The following is a 14,483-nucleotide window of genomic DNA, read 5'->3' on the forward strand; positions in this document are numbered from 1 at the left end:
CATGCCGCCGTCTCCCGACCACATCCGCGCCACCGTCGAGGCGTACCTCACTCGCTACCCGTCTGAGCGCGATGCCCTGGCTGCGTTCTTCGACGCTCTCGCCGCCGAGGACGACCTGACCAGCCGCAAGACGTTTCCCATGCACGTTACCTGCAGCGCTATCGTCATCGACGGCAGCAGCCAGGTGTTGCACATCCAGCACAACGCGTCGGGCAAGGCCCTCGCGCCCGGCGGTCACAACGAGCAGGGCGACCAGAACCTTCCCGGTGCCGCCCTGCGCGAGCTCTTCGAGGAGACCGGCATCCCTCGGGACGTCGTCGTTCCCCTCCCGGGATTCGAGACCGTGCCCCTGGACATCGACGTACACGGCGTTGTCGCCAACCCCGCGAAGGGCGAGCCGGCGCACCAGCACGTGGACTTCCGCTGGGCCCTCCTCCTCCGAGCCCAACACAAGGTGACGCTCCAGGCCGAAGAGGTCAGCGGCTACGAGTGGCGGTCGTTCGAAGACTCCGCCTCGCCCACCGTCCGCGCCAAGCTGGCCCTCCTCCCCCGCCCCACTCATTCCTGACACTTACCGATGGGAGTCCGCCGTGGCCGCCACCACAGCCGCACCAGAAAACACAGCGCTCCGCCGCCATATTGCCGTCATCCCCTGCCGCTGGGGAGCCTCCCGGTTTCCGGGGAAGCCCTTAGCGCAGCTCGGGGGCAAGCCGCTGCTGTGGCACGTCCACCAGCGCTGCCTGGAGGCGAAGCGCCTCGACGGCGTGGTCGTCGCCACCGATGACGAGCGCATCGAGGAGGCGTGCCACGAACTGGGCATCGAGTGCGTGCGCACCGGAGAACACCTCACCGGCACCGACCGGGTCGCGGAGTGCGCGGAGAACCTCCCCGCCGACTCGTACATCAACGTCCAGGGCGACGAGCCGTTCATATCGCCCGCCGCGATCGACGCCGTCTCCGAAACCCTGGAGCACCTGACTCCCGGAACCCTCGCAGTGAACGCGTACACGGAGCTGCAGGACATCGGTGCCGTCCTGGACCACAACGTCGTCAAGGTCATCGTCGATACACAGCACAACGCCCTGATGTTCTCCCGGCAGCCGATCCCCTACCCGCGCGGGGACCGTCCAAGATACCTGCGTCAGCTCGGTCTCTACGGCTTCACCAGAACAGCACTCAGCTTGTTCCAGCACCTCCCGCAAGGGCCATTAGAGCGTACCGAGGGCGTGGAGATGCTGCGCTTCGTCGAACACGGCCACGGCGTACAGATGCTCCCTGTCATAGACGACGGTCTCGCGGTCGACACACCGGAGGACCTCGCGAGGGCCAGCATGCTCCTTCGCTCCCAGCCGGTCCGATGACTGGCCGGGTCCCCTTTGCTCCTTGAACCCAAGCGTCACAGGCGCACCCGATATCGGCGCGCCGGCCACCGGTCGATTGGTGGGCATCCGGGCCGAACGGCAGACGGACCGCGCGTCCACCCTCACGACCGTTGTCTACCAGCTGGTCTCAGCCGCCATGGCTGCCTTCGAGTAACCGCATCGGTAGGAGGTCCTCCAATACCTATTTGCCCACGGGTCCACGCCCGATCGCGTGCGCCCAAGCTCTACTGAAAGCCGCCGTCTCGGTGGCCCAGGCACTCGTCACGCCCAAGATCTGTACCGCACTCAAATAGGGTTTCTGAGTCATCGCACACATACAGCTGGAGGCCGTCGAGCACAGCGAGGTGCACCGTGCCAACGACCACGGGTTCTATGTTCGAATGATCCTCGGGCAGGTCGTCCATGGGGCTCTCGGGCTCATCGGCACCGCTGGTGTGCAGAATCCTCCATCTCGCCCTGCTCCCGCTGCTGATACTTGTCCGTTCTTCCAGTGGGGCGACTGCCGTGCACAGCGCGCGGGCAGGGTTCCGCCCTCCAGCGCTGGAACGCCGCGCGAGTCTTCTCCTGGCTGCTGCTCGACGGGAACGCGGGCGCAGAGCTGCGCTCTGACACTGCCCAGGACGCCCTCCTCAACGAGCACCGGCCTGACCGCTAAGATCGTCAATGAAGACACCCATCTGGGCGAGAACTCGGCTCTGGTCAACCTCGCGGGCCGGCCACTGGGTGGAGTCGGTACCGGCTTCACCTATTCCGCGCTGATCCATGCAGTCCCCGTTTCGCTGGCCTCAGCGTATGCCCAGAGGCGGAATGGGAGATGCTGCCGTTCGGCTCTCGCCCGTCATAAGACGAGCACTTGTGGCCCCTGACGGCGGTGAGGTTCGCCTGTTGAGCGGCCCGTACCAGCTGCTGAGTGGGCTGCAGGTAATCGCGGACAGCGTTCCCTCGCTCGGGCCACAGACAGCCGGCGCCATGGTGTGCCTCCACCTCGAGTGCTCAACCATCGCGTTGCTTTCCAGTTCACGAGGCGTAGAGCATGCGGTGTGACTGGTAGGTGAATTCGTCGTCGCCCGTGCTCAGTGCGTACACGATCTGGTCGCACAGTTCCCGGTAGGCGGTGTACTGGTCGGCGTCGAGGGTCATGGCTACGACCGGAGCCTCCGGCCCGGCGGGTGTGACACGTTCGAGGGAGGCCACCAAGATGGGTGCAGCCCTGAGCTCCATCACCTCCAGGACCCGGCGGAAGCTGTCAAGCAGGTGCTTACCCTGGTTTTCTGGGGCACGCTGAAGGCCTGAGAGAACGTCGGCCAGCGTGGCGTCGGCGGTCTCTTCTGCCCAGGTCAGTGTGTCGTGGCAGGAGCGGAGCACGTCCAGCTGACGGACGCTCACTTTGACGACGTAGAGGCACGTCAGCCGCCTGCCCAGTGGATCGTGGAGTTCGTACCCTCCCTGCGCGGGTGGCGCGCCGTCTGGGGGAAGCGCCTGCCACTTGAGCACGGGGGGCAGGCGCCGGTGGATCTCGTCCCAGCAGTCGTAGGCCGCCTTTATGAGGTCTGCCTGCGCGGCAGGGAGTTCGGGCAGGTAGTAGGCGCATAACTCGTGCAGGAGGGGTCTTTCGATCTCGTTGAACTTGGCCAGGAATACCGGGTCGTCGGGCACGACCACGTTCATCGGTCTCCTCCATTGCCAGTGCGGGATAGTGTCAGGTGTCGGTCTCGAAGAGGACGGTCCAGATGCCCAGTCCGCCCGGGGTGTGTGCCGCCATGAATCGCGCTGTCCCGGGCCCCTGCGTCGGATGCCGGAGAGGGAACGCCTCGTCTTCGAGGCCGACGAGTGACTCGGTGACGTGGTGCAGGCGGGGATCCCGGATGAGCGCCGTGAAGAGCTTCCGTACCGTTTTGTCGCGGGGGTAGCGGTAGTGAGCCAGCTTGAGTTCGGTTATAAGGTGGGGGACCCAGCGCTTATCCCAGTCGAGGAGGACGTCCTGGGCGTCCTCGGACCACAGGGCCCAGCGCCACAGGTTTGTCGGCGGGCCGCCATGCGCGAACATCTGTGAGAAGGCGTGGTTCGAGGCGACCAGGCGGCCGTCCGGGGTCAGCGCACAGGCCATCTCGTGCTGCCCGTCGAGCACCTGGCTCCATCGCGGTGAGGGCTTCTCCACCGGTAGCACCGGTTCGGAGCGGTACAGGTCCAGGTGGGCGATCCGCAGGTGGGGAGAGCTGAGCTTGAGTACATCGGCGATTTCCAGGAACAGGTCCTGGGTGGGCCGGAAGGTGCCGGACTCGACTCTCTGATAGGTGCCGGCGCCGCCGTTGAGCTTGAGGTCAACGTCGACCTGCCGCAAGCCCTGGGGTCGCGGGCCGCCCCTTCGGCGGGATAAGGGAGGGAGCCCGATCTCCTTCCGCGTCCGCATCTCGCGGTAGCGCCGCAGCAGCCGCTGGTATTCGCGGGTTGGGCGTCCCAACTCTTCTCCCCCTGTGAGCTGTCGACAGCATCCGCAGTGATGCTGCGCACGGAAATGCGGACGTTGTCATCCGGGTGGTCGGCCTGAACGATGGAGGGAATCAAACCATGTGACTCACCCGGTTTGGAACAGGGTTGATGGTCAAAGTCTCACGTTGCGCAGCCGTCAGGTCACGCATATGCAATACCTTCCGACATATGCCACGGCTGGGGCGGTGTTTACTCGTGGTGAAAACCGACTCCTTGCCCCGTTACTTGCTGTCGCCGACTTCGAGAGTTCGGCGTCCCGTGCCCCTCACCGAGCAACGCGGCCGAGGGCCGCATTCTGCAGCAGTATGGGGCCGCGTCCGTGGGCGAACTGCCCGGGCGGCGTGCAGGCCCGCATCGTCGTCGACCACGGCCTGGTCCAGCGCATTTCGTCGGGTGACACCGTGAGCCGCAACGCCGACCACTGGCCTGGACTCCGTGAAGGCCCGGTCGCCGCCGACGGACTGCTCCGGCAGTGGGCCGGCCCCGCAATTCGCTCGACGCCAAGGGCGAGGCGCACGCGGCTGCGTGCCCCGGTCCAGGCTGCGCTCATACCGCGCCGGGTCAGGGAGATGAAGCCGGTGATCGAGACCATCGTCGACGATGCCCTGGAAGACCTGGCGGCCACGCCCGCCGGCATCGTCGATCTGGTGCCGACATTCGCGCTGCGCATTCCGCAGCAGGTCATCACGCATTTGCTGGGCCTGCCGGCTGATCTCATGGCGACGTTCGGCGAGGCAGTTACGGGGCTTTTTGGCACCACGGCGAGCCCCCAGGACATGCAGCGCTCCATGGACACGGTGCTGTCTCTGCTCCAGCAGCTGGCGGCCACCCGGCGCGCAGAACTGCGCGACGACCTGGTGAGTGATCTGATCCGTGCGGCCTGTGCCGAGGAGGATCTGCTGACCGACGAGGAACTGCTGGATGAGCTGATGCTGGTCGTGATCGCGAGTACCGAGACCACGATGCACGCCATCCGGCACGCTGCTCGTCCACCTGCAAGGGTGAGCGAATCGTGATTCACATAGCGGCCGTCGGCATAGCCCGGACCAGCACACCGCGCCGCTGGCGTTCGATGTGCGGCGTGAGACCCGCCGCAAGCATCTCTCGTTCGGTCACTGCCCGCACTTCTGCCCCGGGGACCTGCTGGCCCGCCGCGAGGTGGGCATCGCGGTCGCCCGCTGGTTGGAGAGGATTCCCGACTCGCGCCTGGCCGTCCACCCCGCGCGGCTGGTGCAGCCGCACTCCTTCATCTCCAACGGCTACGAGAAGATCCCTGTCTGGCTGCGCTGCATCAGCGCAGCCAGACAGAGGGACTGCGGTCATAGGCCGCGCCCCCCTGGTGCCTCAGGCCGTCGCCCCTGCCTCGGCATGTCGGCGGGCTTTGTAGTAGGCCTCGGCCTGCCGGGAGTCGGGGATCAGTATCTGGGCACGCTCGACGGTGAGGTCCAGGTCCATCAGTGTCTCCGGCGTGGCGATCCCCCGCACGACCTGCTTGTTCAGCCGAGCGATCGCCTGCGGCAACTCGTGGTAGTCCTCCCGGTGACGAACGTCCCTGCCATTCCACGAGTCCACCCAGAGCTCTGACACTTCCTGAGGGACTACCCCCGGAAGGAGCTCGCCCCGAACACGGGCTTCCTCAATGATGTCGGTAACGAGCGGAATGTAGAGTTTCCAGAGGTGGCCGAAGAAGGGCTTTCCCTGCTCGGTGGCGAGGCGGGTGGCCGCCCTGACCAGAGGCACGTACACCGTGAGTTCAGCCAGAAGAATCGAGGCATCGACCACGCCTTGCAGGTAGGTCTTGCCGGGCCTGATCGCGTCCGTCACGTAGGCATCGGTGACCACGGTATGCGCGAGGTCTTCCTTGTCCCGCCAGAACTGGTAGAGCGATCCGCGGCTCAGCCCACCCGCGCGCTCCAGGATCTGTTCCACGGTCGTGGAAAATCCCTGCTCAGCAAACAGTTCCGCAGCGGCGAGGAGTATCGCCTCGTACTTCTCCCTGCTTCGCTGCTGGACTGGCCGCCGCGCCACCGTGCCTCCTGGTGTCTAACAAATGAGCTGCTCGGCGCCGTGCTCTTGCAGGCTGGCGCCGCATCCTCGGACCGGCGCATCACCCAGTGTGAGCAAGAGGCCTCCTGATCGTCAGTGATCGTTTGACGTTAGTCGCACTGTCACTGCGCCCACCACCCTGCCGTTGATTCTCGCTCACGTCTCATGGTTGAGTCACTATCGAACCAGGCACCTAACCCGGTTTTCCTGCCGAATGGGACCGAAGGGGATGTGGCGCAGGCGACGCGAGGCGCCCTTCACGAGGCACAGCCCGGTTCAGGGCACTCCGGGACGTGCGCTGATGCGTCGGCGAGCAGCGCGCACGCCCTTCTGGAGGGCAGGGACCCACCGCCTTCTGTTGACGCGGGAGACGGCTGGCCCCGGCCTCGACCCACCCGGGTCACGCCCGAAGACAACTGCATAACGCACAGGTGGCCGCGCCCTGTTGACGCAGGACACGGCCACCGTCGGCGACTGAAGAGTCGCCACACCCAGAGCCCGAAATCCGACGAACCCGCTGGGGTGCACAGCAGGCGTGCAGCAACACGCCTGGCCCCAGGATAGCCGCACTGCTTCTGCGCACAGCAGGATCTGTACGCCGTCCTGGACTGACGCCCCAGCACCTCATCGCAGGAGGTTGCTGTGCGCCATTCCATGACGCACCCTCACCGTCTCTCCCGCCGCGCCGCTTCAGACGTCCTCGCCGTGGCGGCCGTGGCGGCCGTGGCCGCTACGACGACGCTGCTCTCCGCTTCCCCGGCGTCCGCGCTCAGCTGGCACTGCAAGTCGCAGTCCCGAACCATCGACACGGCGAACTACTCCGGCCCCTGGCCCGACAACTGGACGTTCACCGTTCAGAACTGCGCCGCGCGCAGCGGTTCCTACGCCTACGCCAAGGCCACGATCAAATGGAACGGCCCGTCGGTGATCAACGACAGCACGTTCGACGGGGCCAAGTACCGGCTGGTGCTGAAGAAGTCCGTCCGAGGGACCGACCCGACCGTGGCCGCGAAGACGTACTACTTCGACAAGACGCCGGAGGACTACCCCAACAACGACGGAACCTACAAGACCGGCACCATTAAGTACAAGGTCAACTCCACAAAGGGGTACGCCGACGGCACCCTCTCCCTGGACTGGCACCAGTGCTGCGGAGGTTACAAGTCCTGGGGCTGGGCAGCGTCGCCGGGAGTCTGACCATCTGAGGCACCCCGGAGCTGCCCCGGTCGCAGAGGAGCGCCGCCTTGGCACCGCGCCATCCCGTGACAAGGGTCCCCGGACTCCGGTTCGGGGCCCTTACCGGGCCCTAATCCCCGCCGCATGCGCAACGCTCCCGACGCCCCCGTAGCTGCGGCAGGTGCGGCGGCCTGCGCTTTACCGACGGCGTGCGCAGCGTCCAAAGGACCTTCGGCCTGACCGGCCAGATCAGCACCAAGTCCCTTGCAGAGATGTCCGCCAGCACGCCAGAGGAGAGGTACCGGGTGAGATGTTTCCGCAGTACGAAGACGCACCTCCCGGTTCTCGGGTCCTGTGGATGACGCGTGTGCGGCTGTCACTGCCCGAGCAGCCCGCCAGGAGAAGCAACGCCATGCCCCCACCCCTTTCACAGCCGCGGCCATTCGCATCCGAGCTGGCAGAGCACACCTGGGAGTCCGAGCGCGACACCCGCTTCGCAGCGTTCATCCGCGCGCGCCTGGACATGGTCGCGGCGACCGGCTGCGCCGCCGAGCGCAACATCGCGTCGGGAGTCCGGGAAGCCTTCACGCGGTGGCAGGAGAAGCGCAAGCGTGCCCCGCACACCGACAACGATCAGTTCGCGGCCCAGGCCAGTTCCCTCGGCTGGGTCCTCCGCTGCATCGCGTCGGCCGCATGGCACCGCGCGCCCGGGTGGGAGCAGGACTTCGGTCCTGAGGCCACACCCGCGGAGCAGTCCCGGATATCTCCGGATAGCGCACCAGCTGAAGCCTTCCGGGCGGGTGAGGGATCGCTCCGGCAGCAGACGGCCGGCCGGCTTTGGCGTGCCACTGACCGGATCTCGCCCATGTGTTGAACTACAACCTCCGTTAGCAGACCCGTCGTTGTCGCGAATTCGTAGTCTCTCGACTATCAGTGTCGCGCCGGTGCGGCTCGGACGGGACGGTAGCGAGCAGAGACGCCGGGGCGGCATCTGCTTGACTGCACCAATAGGAGAGAAAATCATGACACATCGGGTATTTCTTCACGCTGTTCGCTTCGATGGGCACGTACGAGACACCGCTGCTGCTTCCCTCTTGCTGGGCGCTGCTTTCGTGATGACCGCGTGCGGCGGCAGCGGTGAGGATGCCGACAACTCGCCTACGAGTCCCTCAGCTACCGCCAGCGACACGCCCGCATCTGCCACGTCCTCGGCCGGTGCGGACCCTCAGGCAGCTGAGAAGGCAGCCGTCCTGAACGCATACCACCGCTTCTGGGACGAGCAGGCCAAGGCCTACGCCAAGGGCGACACGGCCGGCACCGCGTTCGTCCAGTACGCCGCGGCGGAGGCAAAGTCGGGCACCGAGGCGGACTTGAAGGATTTGCGCTCCAAAGGCGTCGTGACGACGGGTGCCCCCACGCACAAGACCACAGTCGACGCTCTCACGGCAGCGAAGCAGGTGCCCTCCGCGAAGCTGACGGACTGCATGGACAGCACCGGCTGGAAGTTCATCTACCGCAAGACCGGCAAGCCCGTCGAGATGCCGGAGAACCGGCTCATCCGCTACGTGACCAAGATCGACGCGGAGAAGTGGGGTAAGCAGTGGAAGATCGTGAACGTCACGCCACAACAGCGCGCCTGCTGACTCACAGCGGCCCCGGAGTGGCAGCGGCGGCCGCCTTGTGCCTGCTCTGGCCCGCGCAGGCATGGGCTGGACCGCCGCTGGGGGGCGGCTGCAGCGGGGCGGGCAAGTGGGTGGTGTGCGAAGCGGACAACGACTCGAGCACCTCGGGATCGGGCGCGGAGCCCGCCGACGCCGGCAGCGGGAAGAACACGGACACCAAACCGGTGTGCACCACCCGGAAGCTGGACCCGCAGCCTCCCGAAGGGAGCATGTACTGGAAAGACCAGTCCCCCAAAGACGGCGGAGCGGTCTACGAACGCTCCTGCCTTACCGGGGAGGGCGGCACCCCCGTCTACACCTACTTCGTCGCCGATGACGCTGCCGACGGGCCAGCTGTCGATCCCCTCGAGGTGGCGCAGCTGGCCGTCAGCAAGATGAAGCTCGTCGGACCAGATATCGCCAGTCCCCGCCCCGCCGGCCGCTACATCGTGGGCGTGCCCATGTGGATGTGGGTGAATCAAACTCCCACCACGTTCGGCCCGAACTCCACGAGTGCCAGCGCAGGCGGCGTGACCGTGACCGCGACCGCCAAAGTCACCAAAGTCGTCTGGGTGATGGGGGACGGAGCGAGCGTTACCTGCCACGGGGCTGGCATGAAGTACGTGGCCTCCTACGGCAAGCAGGAGTCTCCGACCTGCGGACACGTCTATTCCCGTCATTCCGCCCCTCAGCCTCACGGCAAGTACACGGTGACGGCCACGTCGACATGGACGGTCGACTGGCAGGTGGCCGGCGGCGCAGAAGCGGGACAGTTCGCAGAGACCAGGCAGTCGCAGATGCAGGTGGGAATCGGTGAACTCCAGGTCGTCAGATAACGCCGCCGGAAGGACAGAGAGTTGAGCAAGACCCAAGAACGTACGCCCCCCGCGCACGGCATGGCCCTCCAGGGACAGGTGGCTGGCCCGGTCGCGCCCCCACAGGTGTCCGCACGAAGGCGCCGTCCGGGTGTCATCGCCTTGTCGCTCGCACTGATCGCTGCCGGCGGAGCCGGGGTTGCTGTCATGTTGTTGCAGGTCGGCAACCGCACCGAGGTGGTGACGATGGTCCGCGAGGTCCAGGTTGGCCAGGTCCTCAGCGAAGACGACCTGGGCAGGGCGTCCATGGCGCTGGACCCGGCCGTCAAGGCGGTCCGGGGCGAGGACCTGGACTCGGTGGTGGGCAAGCGGGCCGCCGTGGAGCTCAAGCCCGGCTCCTTGCTCGCCCCGTCGCAGGTGACGAAGGACTCCCTGGTGAAGGCGGGTGAGCAGTTGGTGCCGATCGGGCTCAAGCCCGAGCAAGTACCGGCTACCGCGCTGCGGCCAGGCCAGCAGGTACGGCTGGTCCACGTCCCGGCCCAGGGCCAGGCGGACACCGGCGAGTCGTCCGGCACTGCGCCGAAGACCATCGGCGGGCGGGTCGTGAAGGCCTCCAGTGCCGCGCCCGGCACCGGGGTGGTGGTCGTCGATGTCGCCACCACCGCGAAGGACGGCCCCACTGCCGCCGCCTGGGTGTCGGCCGGCGCGCTGCGCCTGGTCCTCGCTGCTGCGGACGGCACCTGATGTCTGTGATCGCACTGGCAGGCTGCAGTGGTGCGCCAGGGGTGACCACGAGCGCGCTGGCCTTGCTACTGGCGTGGCCGCTTCAGCCAGACCGGCGCACGGTCCTGGCTGAGTGTGACCCGGACGGCGGGGCGATTCTGCACGGGCTGCTGCAGGGCACACTCGGCGACCGGTACGGACTGCGGAACCTGTCCGTCGCGGCCCGCAAGGGCGACCTCGGCGACGCGTTCTGGCGTCAGCTGATCGACCTGAGCGGTGACGACGGCACGAAGGACTCGCCGCGTGACCGGCTGCTGTTGCCGGGGATCACCGACCACGCGCAGGCAGCCAGCCTGGGATCGGTGTGGAAGGCATTGGGGGTCATCTTCCGCGGCATCGAGGCCGAGCACGGACACGACGTCCTGATCGATCTCGGCCGCCGGGGCGCCTTCGGCCCCTCCGGTGTGCTGGCCGAGCAAGCCGACGCCGTCTTCCTGGTGGTGCGCAACACCCTGCGCTGCCTACAGGCCGCGGAAGGCCGGGTACGTGCCCTCGAGGAGCGGGTCGGTGACGTCAGCGTGCTGGTGATCAACGAGGGCCCGTATCCGGCGGGTGAGGTGCAGCGGGTTCTGCAGGTGCCGGTGGTGGCGACGCTGCCGTACGCGCCGAAGGACGCGCGTGTGCTGTCCGACGGCGCAGAGCAGCCGCGCCACTTCGCCAAGTCCCCGCTGATGAAGGCTGCCAGGACGGCCGGGACCCTGCTGGTGCAGCGGACTGCCATGCGCAGGACCCGTCTCGAACCGCGGGGCTCGCGGGCCGCGGACGGTGAGGTGACCCGTGCACGCTAGACCTCTGCACCCTGATCCCACCGTGCCCGCGCCTTTGGGCCACCCCCAGCAGGCGCGGGTGCACCAGGTACACGGCGCGCCCATCGGTGCTGCCTCCAGTCCGCAGGCACTGGGCGCCGCGGCTGCACAGGTCACCGTCGACTACAAGGTAGCCCGGCACATCGCGGCTCAGGTCGCGAAGAAGCGTGAGGAACTGCTCAAGACGACGCCGGACATGGACCGGGCCAGTGAAGAGCAGCGCTGTCTGGACTGGATCAACGAGGCGGTCGCCCTGTGGTCGGATGCCCAGGCGATGGCACCGCAGGAAGACGAAACGCTCCGGCGTGCCGTCTACAACCTGCTGTTCCGGGCCGGCCGTCTGCAGCCGCACCTGGACGATGAGCGGGTCGAAGACATCATCATCCAGGGCCCACGCGAAGTGTGGCTAGACTACGGCGACGGCGAACGCCGCATGGTGGGGCCGATCGCGGATTCCGAAGAGGAACTGCTGGAACTGCTGCGGGAGCTGGCCCGTGGTTCCGGGCAGAGTGAGCGCACCATCTCCACTGCGAACCCGACGCTGGCTTTGTCGTTACAGGACGGTTCCCGTCTGCAGGCGATTGCCGGGCTAGGGCCGATGACCTATGCGGTCATCCGCCGACACCGGGTCTCCCACGCTGATCTGGACAAACTCGTGCGGCTGGGGACCATCGACGGTGTCCTGCGTGACTTTCTCGGCGCGTGTGTGCGTGCGGAGAAGAACATCATGATCGCGGGGAAGCAGAAAGCAGGGAAGACGACGCTGCTGCGGGCGATGCTGAAAGAGTTCGACCCGGACACGCGGTTTGCCACCATCCAGACCGAGGACGAGTTGTTCGCCCACGCCAACGGCTACCACCGTCAGGTCGTCTCCCTGGTCGGGCGTGAGTCCAACGGGGAGAAGGACGTCACCGGGCGCGGCGCCGGCGAGGTCACGCTGCTGGACCTGATGCATCCCGCTTTGCGGATGTCGCTGGAGCGGATCGTGGTCGGCGAGGTCCGCGGGCCCGAGGTCGTCGCGATGATGCAGGCGCTGACCAACGGGTCGGGCGGCAACCTGTGCACGATCCACGCCCGGCGCCCGGACATCATCTTCGACCGGATCGCCGAGCTGTATGCGCTCGCCCAGGAGAACCTGTCCGAACAGCTCGCATACCGGCAGACCGCCAACGGCCTGGACTTCATCGTGTACGTCGATATGACGGACGAGACGCAGATCGGCGGGCGGCGCCACCGCTACGTCTCCCACGTCCTGGAGTTGACCGGGATCGGCGAGAACGGCCGTCCCGCCACCAACACGGTCTTCTCCCCCGGGACCGAGTTCGGGGAACTGCGGGCGGTACCCCGGATGGACCCGGCCTGCATCGACGACCTGCGCCGCGTCGGCTTCGACTCTGCCCTGCTGCAACAGTCTTACGGCGCCTGGCAGGCGCCGCTGCCGCTGAAGGTGCAGGTCAGCCGATGACCTTGTTGTGGGGACTGCTGTCCGGTATGGCCGTCATCGGCGGGCTGCTCGGCGTCGTGGCCGGACTCGTCGGCACGACGGCGCCCCGCCGGGCCCCGCTGCGGCAGCGGTGGCAGGCCCTGCGCTCACGCTCCGAGCAGGCCGAGGACCTGCGGCTGCGTCGGCGGACTTTCACCGTGATGGCGGTCGTGGTCTTCGCTGGCGTGTGGCTGGTGTCGGGGAACTTCGTGGGCGGCGCACTGCTGGGATCAGCCGTCATCGGTGTGCCCTGGCTGATCGCACCGGCACAGTTGGCGCAGGAACGCATCAGCCAGTTGGAGGCGCTCAGCGAGTGGACCCAGCGACTGGCCGGGCTGCTGCGGCTGGGCATGGGCCTGGAGCAGGCGATGATCACCAGCCGTCAGGGGGCACCGGACGATCTCGCTGGGCAGATCATCAACCTGTCCGACCGGCTGCGGTTGGGCTGGCCCCCGCAGGAAGCTCTGCGTGAGTTCGCCGCCGAACTGGACAACGTCACTGCGGACAAGGTGGTGGCCGCTCTCATCCTGTCGGTCAACGACCGCGGCCCGGGTCTGGCGCAGGCCCTGGAGGATCTGTCGGGCACGGTCCGCGAAGAGGTCGCCCGCAAACGCTCTATCGAGGCCGACCGGGCCAGGCCCCGCACGACAGTGCGGTGGATGACCATCCTCACCGTGGGTATGGTGGTGGCCGGGTTCTTCGTGCCGGCATACACCAAGCCCTACTCCACGCTGCTGGGCCAGCTGGTGCTCGCCCTTCTGATGGCCGGGTTCATCGGCGTGCTCGCCCTCATGCGGCAGATGGGCTCCTTCCGCCGCGTCCCCCGATTCCTGATCACCGACCCGGCCAGCGCGGTCCGCCTGCCCGCGCCCGCGAAGGACCCGGACACGCCGGGGGTTCCGGCCGTCGGCTGTGAGACGGAAGGAGTCAGCTCGTGAACCTGCTTCCCGTCGTGGCCACCGGTGGCACCGTCGGCGCCGGCCTCGCCCTGCTGGTGCGGGAACTTCTGCGCCCCCAGCCCGAGCTGGGCCCGGCCCTCGCACGCAGCGCCCTGACGGCCTCGACCCTGCCCGAGCCGGAACTGGACCGTGAAGAGCGGTGGGGCCGGTGGCTGCTGGCTCGCCTCGAGCGCCTGCCCGGCGTGCGGGTTCCCGTCACCAACCTGGCTCTCCTCGGGCAGGGGCCGGGGCAGTTCATGCTGAAGAAGACCGCACTGGCCGCGCTCGGCCTGCTGTGCCCGGTGCTCATCACGATCCCGTGGATCGTCGCGGGCATCTCCTTGCCGTTCTACGTGCCCGCCGGTGTCGGCCTGCTCGTTGCGGTGCTGTTGTTCATCACCCCGGATCTCGCGGTGCGCGACCAGGCTAAGCGGGCGCGGGAGGAGTTCGCTCACGCCTTGTCCGCCTACCTGGACCTGGTCGCTCTGAAGCGGGCCGCCGACGCCGGTCCCGCGGAAGCACTGGAGAAGGCCGTCGAGGTCGGCCGCGGCTGGCCCTTCCTGTATCTGCAGGCAGCTCTGCGCCGGGCCCGGCTGGAAAAAATCGCGCCCTACCAGGCGCTCACCGAACTCGCCGGGCACTACGACCTGCCCGTCCTGGACGACGTCGCCGACATCATGCGCGGCTCGGCCACCGACGGAGCCGCCGTCTACAAGGCCCTGCGGGCCCGCACCGCCGCCCTGAACAGCGAACTGCTGGCCGAGCAGGCGGCCGAGGCGAACGCCGCCAGCGAGGGGATGACCGCCCCCGGCGCTCTGCTCGCCGTGCTGGTCATGTTGCTGCTGGCGTTCCCCGCGGTGATCCGCATGCTCGCCGTCTGACCAGAACCAGCAAGAGGAGCAT

General features: G+C 67.4%; 15 protein-coding genes. 12 read left to right on the forward strand and 3 right to left on the reverse strand.

Translation table 11 applies throughout. The features are described from left to right. Position 1: 1 nt before the first annotated feature. Both ACWD0J_RS10260 and ACWD0J_RS10265 read left to right on the forward strand, forming a co-directional pair. Positions 2-568, forward strand: a complete 567-nt coding sequence (locus ACWD0J_RS10260; RefSeq protein ID WP_451495325.1) for an NUDIX hydrolase — start codon at positions 2-4, stop codon at positions 566-568. A gap of 22 nt (positions 569-590) precedes the next feature. Then, on the forward strand, positions 591-1,361 hold the full coding sequence (locus tag ACWD0J_RS10265; RefSeq protein ID WP_451495326.1) for a 3-deoxy-manno-octulosonate cytidylyltransferase: 771 nt from the start codon (positions 591-593) through the stop codon (positions 1,359-1,361). 1,038 nt (positions 1,362-2,399) lie between these two features. Here the strand turns inward: ACWD0J_RS10265 and ACWD0J_RS10270 are convergent. Both ACWD0J_RS10270 and ACWD0J_RS10275 read right to left on the reverse strand, forming a co-directional pair. Continuing rightward, on the reverse strand, positions 2,400-3,050 hold the full coding sequence (locus ACWD0J_RS10270) for a hypothetical protein (RefSeq protein ID WP_451495327.1): 651 nt from the start codon (positions 3,048-3,050) through the stop codon (positions 2,400-2,402). Positions 3,051-3,081: 31 nt separating this feature from the next. Beyond that, complete coding sequence (locus tag ACWD0J_RS10275) at positions 3,082-3,843, reverse strand: helix-turn-helix domain-containing protein (RefSeq protein ID WP_451495328.1); 762 nt, start codon at positions 3,841-3,843, stop codon at positions 3,082-3,084. A 370-nt stretch (positions 3,844-4,213) separates the two neighbouring features. On the opposite strand from ACWD0J_RS10275, the gene ACWD0J_RS10280 reads away from it, so the two are divergent. Beyond that, on the forward strand, positions 4,214-4,888 hold the full coding sequence (locus tag ACWD0J_RS10280; protein ID WP_451495329.1) for a hypothetical protein: 675 nt from the start codon (positions 4,214-4,216) through the stop codon (positions 4,886-4,888). Between the two features lie 328 nt (positions 4,889-5,216). Here ACWD0J_RS10280 and ACWD0J_RS10285 read toward each other — a convergent pair whose 3' ends face one another. Further along, a complete protein-coding gene (locus ACWD0J_RS10285; protein ID WP_451495330.1) occupies positions 5,217-5,900 on the reverse strand; it encodes a TetR family transcriptional regulator in 684 nt (227 codons plus the stop codon). A gap of 672 nt (positions 5,901-6,572) precedes the next feature. Between ACWD0J_RS10285 and ACWD0J_RS10290 the strand changes: the two genes are divergently transcribed. The 9 genes from ACWD0J_RS10290 (at position 6,573) to ACWD0J_RS10330 (ending at position 14,461) form a co-directional block, all read left to right on the forward strand. Then, a complete protein-coding gene (locus tag ACWD0J_RS10290; protein ID WP_451495331.1) occupies positions 6,573-7,115 on the forward strand; it encodes a hypothetical protein in 543 nt (180 codons plus the stop codon). A 289-nt stretch (positions 7,116-7,404) separates the two neighbouring features. Then, positions 7,405-7,968, forward strand: coding sequence for a hypothetical protein (locus tag ACWD0J_RS10295; RefSeq protein WP_451495332.1), 564 nt, complete (start codon positions 7,405-7,407; stop codon positions 7,966-7,968). Positions 7,969-8,116: 148 nt separating this feature from the next. Further along, on the forward strand, positions 8,117-8,737 hold the full coding sequence (locus ACWD0J_RS10300) for a hypothetical protein (RefSeq protein ID WP_451495333.1): 621 nt from the start codon (positions 8,117-8,119) through the stop codon (positions 8,735-8,737). Beyond that, the gene (locus ACWD0J_RS10305) at positions 8,695-9,591 is read left to right on the forward strand and encodes an ATP/GTP-binding protein (RefSeq protein ID WP_451495334.1); all 897 of its coding nucleotides are present in this window, start codon (positions 8,695-8,697) and stop codon (positions 9,589-9,591) included. Before ACWD0J_RS10300 ends, ACWD0J_RS10305 begins: the two co-directional genes overlap by 43 nt. Positions 9,592-9,651: 60 nt before the next feature. Then, entirely contained in the window at positions 9,652-10,314 is a 663-nt protein-coding gene (locus ACWD0J_RS10310; RefSeq protein WP_451495368.1) for an SAF domain-containing protein, read from the forward strand. Then, positions 10,314-11,141 (forward strand): hypothetical protein, encoded by an 828-nt coding sequence (locus tag ACWD0J_RS10315; protein WP_451495335.1) that lies wholly within the window; start codon positions 10,314-10,316, stop codon positions 11,139-11,141. Before ACWD0J_RS10310 ends, ACWD0J_RS10315 begins: the two co-directional genes overlap by 1 nt. Continuing rightward, positions 11,131-12,624, forward strand: coding sequence for a CpaF family protein (locus ACWD0J_RS10320; RefSeq protein WP_451495336.1), 1,494 nt, complete (start codon positions 11,131-11,133; stop codon positions 12,622-12,624). The genes ACWD0J_RS10315 and ACWD0J_RS10320 overlap by 11 nt, the downstream gene beginning before the upstream one ends. After that, a complete protein-coding gene (locus ACWD0J_RS10325) occupies positions 12,621-13,580 on the forward strand; it encodes a type II secretion system F family protein (RefSeq protein WP_451495337.1) in 960 nt (319 codons plus the stop codon). Before ACWD0J_RS10320 ends, ACWD0J_RS10325 begins: the two co-directional genes overlap by 4 nt. After that, positions 13,577-14,461 carry a hypothetical protein gene (locus tag ACWD0J_RS10330; RefSeq protein ID WP_451495338.1) on the forward strand — a complete coding sequence of 295 codons (885 nt, stop codon included), beginning with the start codon at positions 13,577-13,579 and terminating at the stop codon, positions 14,459-14,461. The genes ACWD0J_RS10325 and ACWD0J_RS10330 overlap by 4 nt, the downstream gene beginning before the upstream one ends. Positions 14,462-14,483: the final 22 nt, after the last annotated feature.

The sequence above is a fragment of the Streptomyces sp. NPDC003011 genome, from assembly GCF_053591515.1.

What these genes read in the sequence shown, in the direction of transcription:
- ACWD0J_RS10300 (WP_451495333.1), top strand. Translation starts at nt 8,117, where the DNA reads ATGACACATCGGGTATTTCTTCACGCTGTTCGCTTCGATGGGCACGTA.
- ACWD0J_RS10260 (WP_451495325.1), top strand. Translation starts at nt 2, where the DNA reads ATGCCGCCGTCTCCCGACCACATCCGCGCCACCGTCGAGGCGTACCTC.
- ACWD0J_RS10315 (WP_451495335.1), top strand. Translation starts at nt 10,314, where the DNA reads ATGTCTGTGATCGCACTGGCAGGCTGCAGTGGTGCGCCAGGGGTGACC.
- ACWD0J_RS10310 (WP_451495368.1), top strand. Translation starts at nt 9,652, where the DNA reads ATGGCCCTCCAGGGACAGGTGGCTGGCCCGGTCGCGCCCCCACAGGTG.
- ACWD0J_RS10290 (WP_451495331.1), top strand. Translation starts at nt 6,573, where the DNA reads ATGACGCACCCTCACCGTCTCTCCCGCCGCGCCGCTTCAGACGTCCTC.
- ACWD0J_RS10270 (WP_451495327.1), bottom strand. Translation starts at nt 3,050, where the DNA reads ATGAACGTGGTCGTGCCCGACGACCCGGTATTCCTGGCCAAGTTCAAC.
- ACWD0J_RS10325 (WP_451495337.1), top strand. Translation starts at nt 12,621, where the DNA reads ATGACCTTGTTGTGGGGACTGCTGTCCGGTATGGCCGTCATCGGCGGG.
- ACWD0J_RS10295 (WP_451495332.1), top strand. Translation starts at nt 7,405, where the DNA reads ATGTTTCCGCAGTACGAAGACGCACCTCCCGGTTCTCGGGTCCTGTGG.